The sequence below is a fragment of the Candidatus Palauibacter sp. genome (assembly GCF_965208055.1).
Lineage (GTDB): Bacteria > Gemmatimonadota > Gemmatimonadetes > Palauibacterales > Palauibacteraceae > Palauibacter.
The window spans coordinates 3,312,669-3,329,481 of sequence record NZ_CBDBNY010000004.1 but is presented as its reverse complement, the minus strand read 5'-3'; the positions used below and the strand labels follow the sequence as shown (position 1 = coordinate 3,329,481).

The following is a 16,813-nucleotide window of genomic DNA, read 5'->3' as shown; positions in this document are numbered from 1 at the left end:
CGTAGCTCCGAAGTCCGAGGCTCGGGGCAAACGCTACCGTCGCCAGACGCCCACCCCGTTCTCGTAGACGATCTCGGTGCCGTACGGGCGTGACAGCTCGGCCAGATGCTCGATGATCTTTCGGCCCAGCTCCTCCGGCGCGATGCGCGGCGTCCCCCGCCGTCCCCGCGGCGCCTTCCATTCGAGTTCGATCGGATGGAACACGATCTCGACCACCTCGTCGCCCTCGAAGGTCGCCACCGGGACCACGCTTTCGTACCACTCCGCCCCCGTGGGGAAGCCGGTCGTCGGGTTCCCGTCCTCGTCCACCTGGAAGCGCGTGTCGTAAATCTCGGACGCGAGCCGGTCGAGCGGGATCCCGTAGCGGTCGCGCTGGTCGGAGGGCATGGGATCGATCGTCTCGTTCTGGAAGATGAAGTTCGCGAGCGAGTAGAAGATCGGCCGTCCCCTGTAGATCTCCACTCCGCGGAGCTGGTGCGGCCCGTGGATGATGAACGTGTTCGCCCCCGCGTCGATCGTCTGCCGAGCGAACTCCTCCATCCACGCGGGCGCCGTCACGAAGGCGTTGCCGGGCTCGTGCGAATGGCTGTTCACGACGACGTAGTCGGCCTGGTCCGTGGCGTTTCGCACCTCGTGCAGTACGCGCTCGCGGTCCACGTCGTTGAGAGACACGGTGGCGCGGTCCTCGTCGCCCGGGAACACCGTGGAACCGAACACGCGGACCGGCGCGTCCGGGTCCTCCGACACGTTCGCGCCCTGCCGCCCGGCCACCTCCCGCAGCGCGGCCATCGTCTCCGGCGACCCCTCGTAGCGCGTGCTCAACCGCAGCGGGTTCAGCCCCGGGCGTCCCTGCACGGTGGGCCCGGTCCGGCCCGCGCGCGACATGGGTGTGAAGGTGGACGCCATCCCGATGAGCGCGATCCGCCCCTTCGCAGTCTCCAGGTATCCGGGGCGACTCGCCCAGCCCAGGTTCTCGCCGGTCCCCGAGTGGATGAGGCCCCAATCGTCCATCAGCCGGTTCGTGAGGCGCATGCCCTCGACCCCGTAGTCCGTCGAGTGGTTGTTCGCCCGGTTGTAGAGGTTGAACCCCATGTCCACGAGGTCTTTCAGCGTCTCGGGCGAACCCACCTCGTAGTTCCCGCCGTTCTCCGCCGCCGGCCAGCCCGTGAACTCCTGCAGGCGGAAGACCGACTGCTCGAGGTTCAGGAACGCGGCATCGGTCGCGCGGATGATGTTGGCGAGGTCGTGGAAGCCGGGATCGCCGGGGTGATCGAACGGCGCCGTGCGCCGGTTCATGATCACGTCCCCCACCGCGGCCAGCGTCCAGCGAGTCTCGGCGTCGATGGGCGAACGACTCTGCCCATGGGTGTCGGACCCGACGGCGGGCGCCAGGGCGGTGAGGGACAAGACGAAGCAGAGAGCGAGAACAGTGGGACGGCGCATGGGGTCCTCCTGGTGACGTGCCGGGGCCGATCATCCTGCTTTGGGCAACGTACGGAGAGGATCACCGCGCGCGCATGAGTACCGACATGAGCACCGGCCGGACAAGCACCCCCGCGCGGGCGCGAGCCCGGGATCAGAAGTGAATTGATCGGACTGTTTTATTACGTCGTATATGGCGTGTAGTACCGCACAAAGAGCTTTTTAGCGCCACATATGGCGCTATGGACGCACTGCACCCTCGTGTTTACGTTTCGTCGGATCGTGGATCGTCACAGCGGGAGGGACCGCGGCGGAACGGACAGGAGAGCCGGGAGATGGGAGCGATCGTCGCCACAAGTCGTACACCGGATGTGTTGCGGGAACTGGGCGCGCGGCTGAAGACGCTGCGCCTGCGCCAGAACCTGCGCGTGAAAGATCTCGCGGCCCGCGCCGGCGTGGGCGCCCGCACCATCGACCGGGTGGAGGCCGGGCACAGCGTGGGCACCGAAACGCTCGTGCGAGTCATGCGTGGCCTTGGGCGACTCCAGGCGTTCGAGGCCCTGATCCCGCTTCCCGAACCTTCCCCTTACGAAATCGAACAGTTGAGAGGCAAGCCGCGCCAACGCGCGTCACGACGGGTCCCACCGTTGGGTCCGGGGTCGTGAACGGATACACGACGGTCCGCGTGCGGTTATGGGGCCACGAGGTCGGCATCCTCCTCGAGTCCGGGCGGGGCGGCCCGATTACGTTCGAATACGATCCCGGATTCACGGACTCAGGACTCGAAATCTCCCCGATACACCTGCCGCTGGCTCGTTCCGGGCCGGTCTCCTTCCCCGAACTCGCCCGCCGGCCCGCCTTCCTCGGGCTTCCAGGCATATTCGCCGACGCGCTGCCGGACCGGTTCGGCAACGCCGTGATCCAACGCTACTTCGACGCACTGGGACGCCCGGGAGATGCGCTGTCGCCGCTTCAGCGGCTGCTCTACATGGGAGATCGCGCGATGGGCGCGCTGGAGTTCCGTCCCCCGCACGACCCCGGCCGCGGCACGGAAGAGGCGCTGGAGGTCCGGGCGCTCGTCCAGCAGGCCCGGCGCGTCATCGAGGGCGATGTCTCGGTCGCGGTGCCGGAGATGATGCAGGTGGGAGGAAGCGCGGGCGGCGCCCGGCCCAAGGCGCTGATCCTCTGGGATCGCGCGACGGAGCGCGTGCGCTCGGGGTTCGCCCGCGCGGAAGCGGGCGAGGAACTCTGGCTCATCAAGTTCGACGGCGTGAGCCGCGACGCGTCGGGGTTGGACATGCGCGCCCTCCGCCATCCCGGTCCCTGGGGCCGCATCGAATACGCCTACTCCCGCATGGCGCGAGACGCCGGGATCGAGATGGCGGAGACCCATCTGCTCCGGGACGGCGATCTGGCGCATTTCATGACGCGACGGTTCGACCGCCCACTCGCCGGGGACGCCGCCTTCCAGCGGCTCCACCTGCACAGTCTCGGCGGCCTCCAGCATGTCGACTTCAACGATCAGTTCGTGTTCAGCTATGAGCGTTGGTTCGACACGATCCGCGCCCTCGGACTGGGACAGGAGTCGGTGAACGAGGCATTCCGGCGCATGGTGTTCAACGTGGCGACGGTCAATTTCGATGACCACGTCAAGAACTTCGCGTTTCTCATGGATCGCATCGGCCGCTGGCGCCTCGCGCCCGCCTACGACCTGACGTATGCCGAGAACGACGCGTGGACGCGGCAGCACCAGATGTCGGTGAACGGCCGCTTCCGCCGCATCAGGCGAGCGGACCTGTTGAGGATCGGAGGCACGTTCGATGTGCCCGCGGAGGGAAGCCACATCATCGACCAGGTGGTGGGGGCGCTGGATGCCTGGTCCGCGTACGCCGACGCGGCGGGCGTCCCGGAGGACATGGCGACGTTCCTCGACGACCGCTTCGAGGGGAAGATCGGCGTCAGCCGCTCATGACGAGGTGGCGGTCGCGGCGGCGCGGTCGAGGAGGGCCTGGTAGCGGGCGTCGGCCTCCTGCACGCGCGGTTCGAGGCGGAGGCGCTGCTGTTCCCATTCCTCCTCGAGGAGGCGGGTCGTTTCCCAGTACTCGAGATCGCCCGCGGGCTCGATCGGCGCGGTGAGCAGTTCCTGGAGCTTGGCCCGGTGGCGGGCGACGAGTTCCGGCACCGCCTCCAGCTTCCACCACGGCTCGTCGTCCACGATCACGAACACCGGGGCGCTGTGCGCGACGGTCATGTCGCGCTCCCCGTCCCGGTCGCCGTAGGCGCGCACGGCGACCCACAGGCTCTCATCCGCCTCGATCTCCGTGGCGAGCCGCAGCCGGTCGCCGTCCGCCAACGTTTGGGTCGCGGTGGCCACAACCTCCCCGTGCACGACGAGTTCCAGCCGGTTCAGCCGGTCGATATCGGGGTTGAGCGACGCCTCGGCCACGATTTCGAGGCTCTCCCCGCGCGCGACGCGAAGCTCGGAGCCCATCTCCCGGCCGTCCACCCGGAACTCGATGAAGGGCCCGTTGCTCACGTAGGTGTGGCCCGAGCGGTAGGCGTTGTACCACTCGCTGGGGGTGAACGGCCCGTCCAGCTTCACATACGTGCGCTCGACCCCCGGCAGCGTGGGCCCGAAGTAGGGATAGTCGGCGCCCGCGATCGGACGGACGTTGAAGCCGAGGTTCAGGAAGCTGTACCAGATGTCGTCGTACAGGCGCCCGCCCTGCAGGACCTCGATGAAGTCGACGAGGTCGAACGGCACGTCGAGCGCGAGTCCCCGTTCCCCGTTGAAGAGTTGGCCCATGTGCGCGTAGCCGGAGATCCCGCCCTGGGCGTGCGACTCTTCGAACACCCGGTGGTAGAGGAAGTAGGACTCGGGATCCTGGCGGATGGGGCGCTGCAGGTTGTGGTGGATCGTGTGGCCGCGCTGGACGGTGCGCGGGTCCTCCTGCCCGGACACGAGCGCGTGGCCCTCGCGCACGTATTGTCCGGCCTCTCCCCACGCCGGCTGCTTGAAGTGGGTGACGGCGATGTTTCCCATCTCGAGCAGGTTCGCGACGTGGATGTCCTCGGCGGCGACCTGCGCCCACACGGCGTCGTCCTCCGTATGGTCGCGCGCGATGTGGACGTGGGAGTCGCCGGAGTACCAGCCCTCGGCGGGGAGGTCCGCGTAGCGCTCGAGGGAGACGGTGAGATCCGTCGTCTCATCCGCGCGCACTTCCACGGTCCGCTGGTAGCCGCGGTATTCGGGGCCCCGTGTGGCGACGAGTTCGTAGCTCCCGACCGGGAGGCGGGCCTCGTACTCCCCATCGACGTAGAAGGCGAGCCGGTGCTCGGAGGGCCACCACGTGCGCGGGTTCACCCACAGGAGTCGCACCTCGTCCACGAACCTGTGCACGAGCACGGATCGCTCGGAGGGGAGCGGAGCGCGGCCGGTCTCGTCGTAGAGACCGAACCGGGCGGGGACGGAACGCCCGCTCGCCGCATCCTCAACCGTGAGGCGCAGCATGCCATGGGCGGCCGGGACGGGCGTGGCGTGGCTGCGCTCGACCTCGATGTCGCACAGGGCGATCCCCTCCGGGCCGCCGATGGCGAGGTCCGTGTCGCGGATTCCGTGCGCGGCGAAGCGGGCGCGCTCGAGCGTCACCCGGGCCGTGGCGAGCGCAGAGCCGGGCGCGGGGCCTGATCCGGAGCCGGACTCGGGTTCGATGGTTGCCGAGGCGCCGATGCCGTCGCCGCCGTTGTCGTTGAACCCGACGCTGAACGGCCCCGTGAGTTCCGGAGCGTAGGTGACCACGAGGTCGACGGGCTCATCGATGTCGAACGCGAACTCGTCGTCGATGTCGAGCGCGAAGAGGGGGCCCACGACGCACGTGCGGTCGCCGATGTCGCGCGTCTGGAACGGGTTGCCGCGGCCGTACATGCCGAGTTCCGAGCGGGCGACGCCCAGCGTGCGGGCGATGTTCTCGCGCGGCCACTCGAGTTCGACCACGAAGCGGGCCTCGCTGCCGTGCGCGGCCGGTGGCGAGGCCTCCCCCAGCGGACCCAGCGCCCCCGAGCCCAGGAGGACAGCGCCGGTGAGAACGCAAGTCCGACTGACGCGGGGGGTCACCGCTCGTATACGACCCGGCCGTCGACCACGGTGAGATCGACCTCCATCGATTCCAGACATGGGTCCTCACATTCCAGCACGTGCTCGGCCGTCACGACGAGGTCGGCGGCCATGCCGACCTCGAGCGTCCCCTTCTCTTCCTCTTCGAAGGTGAGATGCGCGTACCCGCTTGTCACCGCGCGCAACGCCTCCTCGCGGGCGATCGCCTGGGCCGGATCCAGCACGCCGGCGCTGATCGTGCCGCGCGTGGTGAAGTGGTGCAGCATCCACCACGGGTCCCAGGGGATGACGGGGGAATCCGTCCCCAGCGACACCGGGATCCCGGCGTCCAGATAGGCGCGCACGGGGGTGGTCCGGGCCGCGCGCTCCTCGCCCCAGTACTTCACGAGACTCGGCGCCGCCACGTAGAGGTGGTTCTGCGCCGTCACGGAGAGGCCGAGCGCCCGCATGCGCGGGAAGTGGTCCTCGCGCGCAATGAAGCCGTGTTCGATGACCCAGCGCAGGCCGTCGATCGGGGCATCGGCGTTCGCGGCCTCGTAGCCGTCGAGGACGAGGTCGATGGCCGCGTCGCCCACCGCGTGCGTCGCCACGCGCCAACCCTGCCGGTGAAGTTCGCGGACGGTCTCGATGTAGCGCTCGGTGGGCACGGTCTGCAGGCCGTGGAAGGTGCCGCCCTCGCCCCACGGCTCCTCGTACGGCTCGCGCATGAGGCCGCCCTCGAAGCCGCCGTCCACGCCGAGCTTCACGCCGCCGACGCGAAGCCAGTCGTTGCCCTCGCCCATGGCGGGCCACGCCGCGAGCGCGTCGGCGAGCGGCGGCGCTCCGGCGCCTCGGGGGGCGCGGAGAACGTAATTCACGCGCAGGGTGAGCCGGCCCTCGTCCCGGAGCCGCTCGATGGCCCGGTACTGCTCGGGGGGGCCGCCCGGGTAGCGGATGCTCGTCAGGCCGCGGGCGTTGAGCGCGGCGTACTCCTCGGCCAGCGCATCGAGGACGGCCTCCGGGTCGGGCGGCGCGGCTTGGGGCAGCGTCACGAGGTCCTTGGCGCGGTCGACGAGTTCGCCGTTCAGCCGCCCGTCCGGATAGCGTCCGATGCGACCGCCCGGTACCTCCGGCGTCGATTCGTCGATGCCCCAGCGGGCGAGCGCCGCGCTGTTCAGCACGTATTCGTGCCCGCCGCGGACGACGACGACCGGCTGCCCGGGCGCCGGGCCGTCGAGATCGTCACGGTAGGGGAGGCGGTGCTCGGCGAGTTGCCCTTCGTGCCAGTCGCGGTTCGTGACGATCAACTCCCCGGGGGCCGTCTCCAGCGCGAAGGCGGCGATCGCGTCGATCACTTCCGCCATCGATCGCGCGCGTGTCAGGTCGACGCCGGGCCCGCCCCCGATCCCGTGGTAGTGGTTGTCGGTGAGCCCCGGGATCACGGTGCGTCCGTTCAACTCCACGACGCGCGTGTCGGGTCCGGCCAACCCGCGAATCTCCTCCGAAGTCCCCACCGCCAGCACCCGGCCGCCGCTCACCGCCAGCGCCTCCACCACCCCCGGCGCCCCGAGCGTGAGCACGTCTCCGTCCACGAACACGAGATCCGCCGCCTCCCGCGGGGGCGCCCCGCAGGCCGTAAGCCCCAGCCCCGCGACGCACAGCGCCGCCAGCACGGCGACGGTCCGTGAAGCCCCGATCTCCGTCATCGCGGCCCCGCTCCCGTCTCCCGGCGCAGGAGCCTGCCGGGCTGCGCCTCCGTCAGCGCGCCGTCATCGATCACCGGCACGCCGTTCACGAACACATAATCCATCCCCTCCGCATAGCGCATTGCGTCCCCGAACCGGGCCATGTCCCGCACCTCGTCCGGATCGAAGAGCACGAGATCCGCCGCCATCCCCGGCGCGATCAGGCCTCTGTCCGCCAGCCCCAGCCGACGGGCGGCGAGCGACGTCATGCGGCGCACCGCGTCCTCCAGACTCAGGATCCCGTCCTCTCTCACGTACTTCGCGATGACGCGCGGGAAGGCCCCGAACGCCCTCGGATGCGCACTCGCCGTCGTGGCCGGATTCGTGGGCGAAGCGTCGGTGTCGATCATCACGAACTCCGCCCGGAGCGCCTGCCGTTTCTGCTCCTCGTTCATGCTCTGCGGGTTCACGCTCACGCCGCCGGCCTGCACGAGATCGAAGAACGCATCCCATTCCTCCGTCCCGAGGATGTCCGCAGCCTCGGCGATTGAGCGGTTGATCACCCGCTCGTCCACGTCGTCCGGGGCGGAGACGATGAGGACCTTGTCCCAGTCCATCCCCACGTGGCGGTACCAGTTCTCCCAGTCTGATGTCGTCTCTACCTCGCGGCGGAGTTCGGCCCGCACCGCGGGGTCGGCCAGGGTCTCCAGGAAGGGCGCCGTGCCGTCCGCGTAGTGCCGCGGATGAAGGAAGGAGCCGAGACCGATCCCGTTGCGGATGTAGGGATAGATGTCCGCCGTCACGTCGATCCCGGCCACGCGCGCCGAGTCGATGAGGGCGAGGGCCTCGGCCATCAGCGGCCAGTTCTCCTGCCCCGCCGCCTTGAGGTGGTAGATGTGGACCGGGGTGCCGGCACGGACGCCGATCTCGATCGCCTCCCGGATCGCCTCCAGCACCGAGTGCGACTCGTTGCGCATGTGCGTGAAGTACGTGCCGCCGTACTCGCCCGCGACGCGCGTGAGTTCGACGAGTTCCTCCGTCGTCGCGTACACGGCGGGCGGATAGATGAGGGAGGTCGAGGTCCCGACGGCGCCGTCCTCCATCGCCTGCCGGACGAGCGCCTTCATCTCCTCCAACTGCTCGGGCGTCGGCTGCACATCCTCCTCGCCCAGAACCACGCGCCGCACCTGGGTGAGCCCCACGTCGTGGACCACGTTGATCGGGATGCCGAGGCGCTCGACGTGCGCGAAGTACTCCGCGTACGTCCGCCAGCGCAGTTCCTCGCCGTTCACGACCGGACCCTCGGGCTGCGTGACGTCGCTCTGGGGCGCGGCCGACCCGCCTTCCCCGGAGAGGTAGGTCGTGATCCCCTGCCGGAGCTTGCTCTCGGCGCTCGGGGGATCCGTGATGAGGACGACGCTCGACTGGCCCATCATGTCGAAGAAGCCGGGGGTGACCACGCGGTCCGCCGCGTCGATCGTGCGCGCCGCCGCGTGACCGTCCAGGTCGCCGACCGCCGCGATCCGGTCGCCGCGGAGGCCGATGTCGCCGCGCACCCACGGGTTCCCCGCCCCGTCCACGATCCGCGCGTCCGCGATCAACACGTCGAACGGCTCCGGCCCGCCGGGTACATCGCCTCGTCCACATCCCATGAGCGCCAAGCCGAGCACCATGGCGCCGTAGACCTCCCGCCCTCGCCCTGCGTTCATGACGTAGTCCGTTCGTTCCGAGGCAGGATCGCGACACCCCGGCGCCGCGCCGCTCGGGCTAACGCGCGATCCAGAGTCGCGAGTGGGATTGCCTTTCGGATCGCGAGCTCCAGATAGGCTGCATCGTACGTCGTCAGGCGCTCCTGCCGAGCCAATCCCAGGATCTCCCTGAACGCGCGGCTTCCGGTTTCGGGGTCGACGACGATGGGCAGCTTCTCCAACCGCTCGATCCAGCGTGCGATGCGCGTCGCGTCAGTGCGTTCGGAGCGTTCCGCCTGTGCGAGGACGTTACCCAGTTCCAACCGCCAGAGGCTGGGCACGAAGGCGCCGTCACGCTTAAGGCGGCGGAGAAGAGCATCCGTAGCGGGCCCCGCCTCATCCTCGAACAGCCATGCGGCGGCGATCGAGCAATCCGGAACGAACGGGTTCACCTGCGGCCAGCGTCCCGCAGGTCCTTCCAGCTCAACCCGTCCAGTCGCAATCCCTCGCGGAGCGCGATCAACTCCTCGATCGCCCGATCGACTTCGGCCCCGGTGGCATGCCCCGCCGAGACGATCCGGGCTACGGGTACGCCGCGCCTCGTGATGAGCACCTCTTCTCCGTCCGCTACTCTCTTGAGGAGGGAGGACAGGTGCGTCTTCGCTTCGAAGGTTCCGACTTCAATCATAACCATCTCGTGTAACTAGTTATTTCATCTAGTCTAGTCTTGCGGATCGCAGTGCGTCAAGGTCGAGTCGGCCATCGTCTGGCGGCAACGGCACCTGCCGGCCACTGTTTCGAGGATCAGATCCCCGCTTGACGCTACGGAGGTTCAAATGACGCGGACGCTGCACCGCCTGCGACTGTTCGGAGTCCCCTTGCTCGTTGGCGGCGCGGCCGCCGCCCTTCCGCTGTCCGGGCAGGACGCGGATCGGTATCCGGGGCCGTTTCCGGGCGGGTATCCGGCCATGAGCGGGATCGGCGGATCCGGGAAGATGTACATGGAGAGCTACTTCCCGCCTCCCGTCACGGCGTCTCCCACCTATCCGGCGTTTTCGCCCGACGGCGCGTCGATCGCCTTCGCCTACCAGGGGCGGATCTGGGCGGTCCCGGCCGAGGGGGGCGTGGCCCGTCAACTCACGTCCGGGGCCGGATACCACTCCATGCCGAGTTGGTCTTCGGACGGCCGCCACATCGCCTACGCCGCGGATGTCGACCTCAACCTCGACATCTTCCTGCTCGACCTCGAGACGGGAGAATCCCGGAGGCTGACGGAAGACCCCGCCATCGACATGCGGCCGCGGTTCTCTCCCGACGGGTCCAGGATCCTGTTCACGACCGGACGGGACGGGACGTTCGACCTCTGGGCGTACGACCTGGGGTCCGGAGCCATGGAGTCCGTCATCGCCCACCCCGGGGCGAACGACATGGCCGGCGACTGGATCGGGGATACGGGCGATATCGTCTTCGTCTCCAAGCGCGGAGAGGCGGCGCTCGGCTCGGGCTCGCTGTGGCGCTGGAGCGCGGACACCGGCGAGGCCGAACTCCTCATCCGCATCGAGACGAACTACCAGGCCTCGCCCGTCGTCGCCCCGCACGGCGGCTCGGTCGCCTACGTGACGGACGCGTCGGGGAACAACGACATCTACCAGGTCCCGACCTACCGGGCGGGCGCGGCGCAGGACCGTTCCAGCCCCGGAATCCAGCAGGTTCGGCTCACGCACACGCGGACGGACGAGTATTTCCCGTCCTGGTCCCCCGATGGGGAGCGCCTCGTCTACGCGCGGAACGGGGGCATCCACGGCCAGGATCGGACGACGGACGGCGGGATGGGGTTCGGGCTCTACACGACGGGGCGCGGGGGCGGCGAGCCGGTTCCGGTGCGGATCGAGGACTACGCGTGGTCCGAACCGACGGGCCAGGTGCAGGTGCGCGTAAGCGACGCGAGCGGGCGGCGGATCCCCTCCCGCATCTACCTCGAGGCCTCGGACGGGCGGAGCTACTTCCCGGACGGCAGCTTCCCCCGCGTCCTGAGCGGGCCGGAGGACTACTACTTCCACACGGACGGGAGCTTCTCCGTCACCCTCCCGGTCGGGACGGCGCAACTCGAGGTGTGGCGCGGATTCGAGTACGAACCCGTCGCGCAGACCGTTGACGTGCGGGCCGGCGAGTGGACGAACGTGGATGTGCGGCTGGAGCGCTGGATCAACATGGCCGCGGAGGGCTGGTACTCCGGCGACAATCACATTCACCCGAACTATGGCGGCCATTACTTCGTCACGCCGCTCGACCTCGGGAACAAGGCGCTGGCGGAAGACCTCAATGTGGCGAACGGGATGATCGCCAACTACTGGGCGAACAGTCGCGTGGAGGATCTGGAACATTTCCTCGGCCACCCCCACCCGCACCCGGATCCGCGGACGATCGTCTATTACAACGAGGAGTACCGGCCGAACTTCTTCGCCCACATGTCGCTGCTGAATCTCGTGGAACTCATCACGCCCTTCTACATCGGGTACGAGGGGACGGCCTACCGCGAACTCTACCCGGACAACGCGGCGGTGCTCAGGCGGGTGCACGAGCAGGGCGGCATCGGCGGCTATGTGCATCCGTTCGGCCTCAGCCACCGCGGGCCCGACCCGGCGCCCGGCGGGGCGCGCGAACTGCCCGTCGACGCGATCCTCGGGCTGGCCGACTTCGTGGATGTCTCCTGCATCTGGAGCGACGAACTGGGGACGGCCGCGATCTGGTATCGCCTCCTCAACACCGGCTCGCGGATCCCGGCCACGGCGGGGACGGACGCCATGACGGACATGTGGCGGCATCCGGCCGTGGGGACCACGCGCTCCTACGTCTACACGGGGGAAGAGGAACTCGACTACGACGAGTGGGCCGACGCCATGGCCGGCGGCCACGCTTTCGTGACGAGCGGCCCCCTCCTGACGCTCGACGTGGACGGCATGGGGATGGGCGAGGAACTCGCGGTTTCAAGCGGCGAGAGCGTGACGGTCGCGGTTACCGCGCGTTCGCTGTTCCAGATGGAGCGCCTCGACATCATCCGGAACGGCGAAATCATCCACACGGTCGAGGCGAGCGGCGACGGCCGAACGCTGGAGGCGGAGATCGACGTGCCAATGGATGGGAGCGGCTGGATCGCCGCTCGAGTCCTCGGGCCGGCACAGCACGGCGCCATGGACAGCTACCTGTTCGCGCACACGAACCCGGTGTTCGTCATCGCCGACGGCGAGCCGATCCGGTCGCGGGAGGACGCCGCCTTCTTCGTGCGCTGGATCGAGCGGACGCTCGAGGATCTCCACTCGATGGACCGCTGGGACGACCCCGCGCACAAGGCCGAAGTCATCGCGACGTTCGAGGAGGGCCTCGGGCTCTACCGGGACCAGGCCGCCGGTGGCCGCTGAGGGCGGCGATTCTTCAACGCCGAGATCCCGCTCGCGGCCCTGCCGGGCGTCGGGCCTTCACGGGATCGGACATCTTCACGGACTCCCTTCGCGGTAACTCCGCAGGCGGGCGAGGTTCCGGATGTCCGCGTCCGCGCCGTCCCCACCCTTGGGGGTCTCCAGGATCTTGGGGACGTGACGGAGGCGGGCATCCCGCATCAGCCGCCGGAACGGGCCCTCGCCGAGGCTTCCCGCTCCGATCTCCTCATGGCGGTCTTTGCGGGAGTCGAAGGGGTGCTTCGAGTCGTTCATGTGGATGAGTCCGAGCAGCTCGAGTCCGAGGATTTTGTCGAACGCCTCCCATACCCCGTCGTAGTCGCCGACCAGGTCGTAGCCGGCCGAGTAGGCGTGGCACGTGTCGAGACAGACGCCCACGCGGTCCCTCTGCGACTCCGGGATCCGATCACGGATGGCGCGGAGGTTCTCGAAGCTCGCCCCGACCGTCGTCCCCGCACCGGCGGTGAGTTCGAGGAGGACGCGGGTCGGGCCCTCCACGGCCTCCAGCGACTCGGTCACGCCCCGGGCGTTGCGCGTGAGCCCCTCCTCGATGTCGCCGTCCGTGGCGTTCCCGGGATGGGTGACCAGGAACTCGAGGCCGAGGCGCGCGCAGCGCTCGAGTTCGCTCTGGAAGGAGCGCTGCGACATCCGCCACAACCGGCGGTCCGGTGTGGAGAGATTGATCAGGTAGGAGTCGTGGGCTCCGGCGACGGCGATCCCGTGCTCGGCGCGTGCCGCCTTGAACGCCGCCGCCGTCTCGTCATCGATCTTCGGCTCGGCCCAGCGGTTCGGCTGTTTGGTGAAGAGCTGGAAGTTGGCCGCCCCGATCTCCGCCGCCCGCCCCGGCGCGTTCTGCACACCCCCCGCCACCGAGACGTGGGCGCCGAGTTCGTCAGCCGGGGCTCCGCTGCGGCCCGCCGGCACCGTCGTCACTTGCGGGGCGGTTGCGACGGACGAAGTTCGACGCGGCTCACATGGGCTTCCTTCGGATAGGAGAGGAGCTGCATGACCGCCGCGGCGCAGTCGTCCACGTGCAGGCGCCAAGTCCGCTCCGACACCTGCTCCCGGCCGTTGAAATACGTGTCCACGCTCCCGGGCATCACGATGCTCACCCGTACGTCGTCGTAGCGCACGTCGAGCAGCATCGCTTCGGTAAGTCCCAGGAGGCCGTACTTGCTCGCGTTGTACCCGGTGCCGCCATGGAAGGGATGACGGCTGGCGAGCGATGCGATGTTCACGATGAAGCCGTCGCCGCTCGCGCTCAGGTGCGGGAGCGCCGCCTTCGAGCAGTAGAAGACCCCGCCCAGGTTGACGTCGATCTGGAGCCGCCACTCCTCGACGCTCATCTCCCGCAGCGGCTTGAAGATCCCGAGGCCCGCGTTGTTCACGAGGACATCGAGCCGGCCGAAACGGGCCACGGTCTCCTCGACCGTGCGCTCGCAAGCGCCCGCGTCCGCCACATCGCACACGACGCCCAGCGCGCGCCCGCCGAGTTCAGCCTCGGCCGCCCGCACCTCCGCCTCGGTCCTCGCGCAGATGGCGACCGACGCGCCTGCGGCAAGCAGATGCTCCGCGATCGCGCGTCCGATGCCCTTCGTCCCGCCCGTCACGAGCGCAACCCTGCCGGTCATGTCCGGCCTCATCTCGTCTCAGTCCAAGCCACGCGCCGCGCCCGCCGCCTCGAGGATCGCGTCCGTCATTGTCCTTCTTCCCGCACCCCAGCAAAAGCGCCAAGGCTTCCCGTCGCAGCGTTTTCTGATCTGTCGGCCCAGCTGGGTTCGCATGAAGCGCATTAGGACGACGGCGTCGTGCCTCTCCAATTCGGCCCTGGTCTTCTCCAGCCACGGACTCCAGTTCCCGCTCCACCCGGGGTGGATGAACGTTACCTGGACGTTGGTTGAGCGACTCGCCACCGCGTCCTTGACGGCGCCCGAACTCTTCTTCTGCCGCTCATCTCCGCCGACAAACAGCACTCGCACCTTCGACGGGGGCGCCTGCCGGAGTTGGGAGGGACTGTCGGCACGCGAACCGCCGACGAGTGCGGACCGCCGGGCATCCACTCGGCTCGTCAGGTCGGTCAGATGGTCGTCCGGCAGCCCAATACTCCGCAGGTATCCGAGCAGGCCGGCCGCGGAGTGTACATCGTTCTCCGTTACATACTGGTGAACCAAAGGGCCAAGCAGGCCGAAGACTCCCGCGATGTCGCCCCTGGATTCGAGGCAGCGGGCGCGGGCAACCTTAGCGTCCATCGGCTCCCATGCTGGCTGGTAGCTGGCGTCGTCGGAGAGCAGCGCTTCGAATTCAGCGATGCCGATCTCGCGAACCGCCAGCGTTTCCAAGCGGTCCAGCACGTCTTCGGCGTCATCATAACAGCCGGTTTCAAGGTAACCGTTCAAGCAGGCGCGGAGATCGACCGCCGCCGCCGCCGTGGCCCCTCGTTCCTTGGCGCGCGCGCGAAGCGCGTCGGTGACTTCCCGGCATTGGTTTACGGCAGTCGCGCTCCGGGCGAGCACATCGAGCGCCTCGCTGCCGGAGGCCCTCAGCAGCGCCCCGGCGAATCGTGCCAGATCCTCCGGCGCACCCAGATCCAGACCATCCACCACGGCGTCAATGAGATATGGGGGGAACGCTGCTCCTGCGTCGAGCGCGTTGACCATGAGGCCCGCCGCATGTGACAGATCACCGGCCGAATGCGCCCGCGCGGCGCGTGCAATCCCGAGGTAGAGAGCCGTCCGGTCAACAAGATCCTGCCCGTAGCTTCTCGCGCGTCCGCCGAAACGGCTCCAAGCCCGGAGGAGGTGGTTCTCGACCTCCCCGAAGCCGCCTCTGTGTCGATCAAGCGCACGTCGCGCCATGCCGAGGACGCCGAGACAGAAGTGTCCGTGCGCCGTGTAATCGTGGCCCCCTTCCACAGACCGCTCGAAATGTTCGATTCCTTCGCTCAAGCGGTCGGCGAAATCCTGGAGCCCGTCGCGGCTCGCCGGCAGCGACACATCCTCCAAACGGTTGAAGCGCCCGGCGAGCAAGCCGAGGTCCGCGTGGACCATCGCCCGGTGGTTTGGATCAAATTCGAGGTCGAGCAGTTCCTCGAGTTCGCGCCGCGCACGGTCGTGCTCGAGTGCCCGTTGCAGACAGTGCGCCCGACGGCGCCGCACGGTCAGGAAGGGGCGGTAAGCCGGTGGCTGGCCTTCGTCTTCCAAGGCTCGCACGGCCTCCATGAGCCGGTCGAAGATCGCGCGCGCATCACTCTCCTCGCCGCGGCGCAGCGAGTTCGTCCCGACCTCGAGCATCGTTCTGAACAGCTGAGGGAATCGAAGCAGGGCGCGAACCTGCACGAAACCCGCCACCTCTCCACCGCGCCGCTCTCGCGCGAGAGCGTGGACCACGTGAGGGGCGGCAGCCCTGGTCGCAAAGTCCGCTCCGTTGCCGAGGCTGCGTACGGATGCGTGTGCCTCGTAGGCTGCCACGATGTCGGCCCACGATTCGGAGCGCACCCACCCCATGATCGAGCCCGCCCAATACCACCGGATCCTTTCTTCGCTCGGGGCGGGGAGTTCCGCCGATGCGCCGCCCTTGAAGAGGACATCCCGAAGTCCGACATGGAAGTATGAGTGTTGCCGCGATCGGTTCAGATTCACGAACTCGTCCACGGCATCGTCTACTTCGTCCTCCTCCAAGCTGCCGACAACGTCTTGTCTGGCGTCAACCATCGCCTCGATCAGCAGTCGATCAAGAGTCGTGAAGGAGCGGTGACGGGCCGGATCTCCTTCGTCCTCCTCCACTTCATCGTCCAGCGCGGGAGTCGGCTCGCCGTCGCTTGAGGCGACATCGGGGGGCGCGGCGTCCGGGGAAAGCGCCGTCAACCAGGCGATCAGGTGGGCCGTATAGGGTTCTTCGAGAATCGCTGCGGTGAGAAAGTACACGACGACACGGCGGAGTCCGTGTTCGCGCGCGAGGTCGTCGGCCGCCGCGTGCACATCCGCCTCGGCCGGGCCGGAACCCGGGCGTTCGTCCTCTGGATCCGTTGGCCGAATGCCGTCATCGTTGGGGATGCCCAACCTATCGAGAAACTGCGCAAGCATTTCCCGGCGCCGGGCGATATGCAGCGTCTTCAGCAGCTCCCGCGCGAGCGGATTATCCGGCGTTACGCGCAGGGCCCATTCCACGATCTTGTTGTCGTTCCAGCCTCGCACCGTCTTCGTACGGAAGTTGCGGGCTTCCGCCACGCTCTGTACGAGCGCGTCACGGGCCTCCCTCTCGAGAATATGTTCCTTGAGGGCCGACGACTTCTCTCCCTCTTCGAGAGCCCTCCAGAGCCGCCGCGCGCTGAGCCGTTTCGGAGCTGCGATCAGGGCGGCGAGGGTCGCCGGGAGCGCGTGGATCTCGCCGGGACTGGGGCTGTCACCGACGAGAGGGCCACGATTGGACCGCCGCGACCGTGACATCGTGACCTCCTGGAGGATAGTTGGT

At 68.5% G+C, this 16,813-nt stretch carries 12 protein-coding genes; 3 read left to right on the top strand and 9 right to left on the bottom strand.

All coding sequences use genetic code 11. From position 1 onward, the window contains the following. Positions 1–33 precede the first annotated feature (33 nt). The gene (locus ACOGXI_RS14675; protein WP_419939562.1) at positions 34–1,443 is read right to left on the bottom strand and encodes a CapA family protein; all 1,410 of its coding nucleotides are present in this window, start codon (positions 1,441–1,443) and stop codon (positions 34–36) included. A 314-nt stretch (positions 1,444–1,757) separates the two neighbouring features. On the opposite strand from ACOGXI_RS14675, the gene ACOGXI_RS14670 reads away from it, so the two are divergent. Both ACOGXI_RS14670 and ACOGXI_RS14665 read left to right on the top strand, forming a co-directional pair. After that, the gene (locus tag ACOGXI_RS14670; RefSeq protein WP_419939561.1) at positions 1,758–2,087 is read left to right on the top strand and encodes a helix-turn-helix domain-containing protein; all 330 of its coding nucleotides are present in this window, start codon (positions 1,758–1,760) and stop codon (positions 2,085–2,087) included. Then, complete coding sequence (locus ACOGXI_RS14665; protein ID WP_419939560.1) at positions 2,084–3,394, top strand: type II toxin-antitoxin system HipA family toxin; 1,311 nt, start codon at positions 2,084–2,086, stop codon at positions 3,392–3,394. Before ACOGXI_RS14670 ends, ACOGXI_RS14665 begins: the two co-directional genes overlap by 4 nt. Here the strand turns inward: ACOGXI_RS14665 and ACOGXI_RS14660 are convergent. The 5 genes from ACOGXI_RS14660 to ACOGXI_RS14640 are packed head-to-tail and all read right to left on the bottom strand — an operon-like array spanning position 3,389 to position 9,576. Then, positions 3,389–5,536, bottom strand: a complete 2,148-nt coding sequence (locus ACOGXI_RS14660) for a CehA/McbA family metallohydrolase (RefSeq protein WP_419939559.1) — start codon at positions 5,534–5,536, stop codon at positions 3,389–3,391. The two genes, ACOGXI_RS14665 and ACOGXI_RS14660, sit on opposite strands and share 6 nt — an antisense overlap. Then, on the bottom strand, positions 5,533–7,221 hold the full coding sequence (locus ACOGXI_RS14655) for an amidohydrolase (RefSeq protein ID WP_419939558.1): 1,689 nt from the start codon (positions 7,219–7,221) through the stop codon (positions 5,533–5,535). The genes ACOGXI_RS14660 and ACOGXI_RS14655 overlap by 4 nt, the downstream gene beginning before the upstream one ends. Then, entirely contained in the window at positions 7,218–8,909 is a 1,692-nt protein-coding gene (locus tag ACOGXI_RS14650) for an N-acyl-D-amino-acid deacylase family protein (protein ID WP_419939557.1), read from the bottom strand. Before ACOGXI_RS14650 ends, ACOGXI_RS14655 begins: the two co-directional genes overlap by 4 nt. Further along, positions 8,906–9,340, bottom strand: a complete 435-nt coding sequence (locus tag ACOGXI_RS14645) for a type II toxin-antitoxin system VapC family toxin (RefSeq protein WP_419939556.1) — start codon at positions 9,338–9,340, stop codon at positions 8,906–8,908. The genes ACOGXI_RS14650 and ACOGXI_RS14645 overlap by 4 nt, the downstream gene beginning before the upstream one ends. Next, positions 9,337–9,576, bottom strand: a complete 240-nt coding sequence (locus ACOGXI_RS14640) for a type II toxin-antitoxin system Phd/YefM family antitoxin (RefSeq protein ID WP_419939555.1) — start codon at positions 9,574–9,576, stop codon at positions 9,337–9,339. Before ACOGXI_RS14640 ends, ACOGXI_RS14645 begins: the two co-directional genes overlap by 4 nt. A 148-nt stretch (positions 9,577–9,724) precedes the next feature. Here ACOGXI_RS14640 and ACOGXI_RS14635 point away from each other — a divergent pair, with 148 nt between their 5' ends. Then, positions 9,725–12,307: a CehA/McbA family metallohydrolase gene (locus tag ACOGXI_RS14635; protein ID WP_419939554.1), complete on the top strand. Its 2,583-nt coding sequence runs from the start codon at positions 9,725–9,727 to the stop codon at positions 12,305–12,307. Between the two features lie 75 nt (positions 12,308–12,382). Here the strand turns inward: ACOGXI_RS14635 and ACOGXI_RS14630 are convergent, their stop codons facing one another. The 3 genes from ACOGXI_RS14630 to ACOGXI_RS14620 are packed head-to-tail and all read right to left on the bottom strand — an operon-like array spanning position 12,383 to position 16,788. Continuing rightward, positions 12,383–13,276 (bottom strand): deoxyribonuclease IV, encoded by an 894-nt coding sequence (locus tag ACOGXI_RS14630; RefSeq protein WP_419939553.1) that lies wholly within the window; start codon positions 13,274–13,276, stop codon positions 12,383–12,385. Further along, complete coding sequence (locus tag ACOGXI_RS14625) at positions 13,273–13,974, bottom strand: SDR family oxidoreductase (protein WP_419939552.1); 702 nt, start codon at positions 13,972–13,974, stop codon at positions 13,273–13,275. Before ACOGXI_RS14625 ends, ACOGXI_RS14630 begins: the two co-directional genes overlap by 4 nt. Positions 13,975–13,992: 18 nt before the next feature. After that, entirely contained in the window at positions 13,993–16,788 is a 2,796-nt protein-coding gene (locus ACOGXI_RS14620) for a hypothetical protein (RefSeq protein ID WP_419939551.1), read from the bottom strand. Positions 16,789–16,813 lie beyond the last annotated feature (25 nt).

Bases quoted from the DNA above. Each gene is read 5' to 3' on its own strand.
- ACOGXI_RS14675 (WP_419939562.1), bottom strand. From the start codon at position 1,443: ATGCGCCGTCCCACTGTTCTCGCTCTCTGCTTCGTCTTGTCCCTCACC.
- ACOGXI_RS14670 (WP_419939561.1), top strand. From the start codon at position 1,758: ATGGGAGCGATCGTCGCCACAAGTCGTACACCGGATGTGTTGCGGGAA.
- ACOGXI_RS14655 (WP_419939558.1), bottom strand. From the start codon at position 7,221: ATGACGGAGATCGGGGCTTCACGGACCGTCGCCGTGCTGGCGGCGCTG.
- ACOGXI_RS14650 (WP_419939557.1), bottom strand. From the start codon at position 8,909: ATGAACGCAGGGCGAGGGCGGGAGGTCTACGGCGCCATGGTGCTCGGC.
- ACOGXI_RS14640 (WP_419939555.1), bottom strand. From the start codon at position 9,576: ATGATTGAAGTCGGAACCTTCGAAGCGAAGACGCACCTGTCCTCCCTC.
- ACOGXI_RS14635 (WP_419939554.1), top strand. From the start codon at position 9,725: ATGACGCGGACGCTGCACCGCCTGCGACTGTTCGGAGTCCCCTTGCTC.
- ACOGXI_RS14625 (WP_419939552.1), bottom strand. From the start codon at position 13,974: ATGACCGGCAGGGTTGCGCTCGTGACGGGCGGGACGAAGGGCATCGGA.
- ACOGXI_RS14620 (WP_419939551.1), bottom strand. From the start codon at position 16,788: ATGTCACGGTCGCGGCGGTCCAATCGTGGCCCTCTCGTCGGTGACAGC.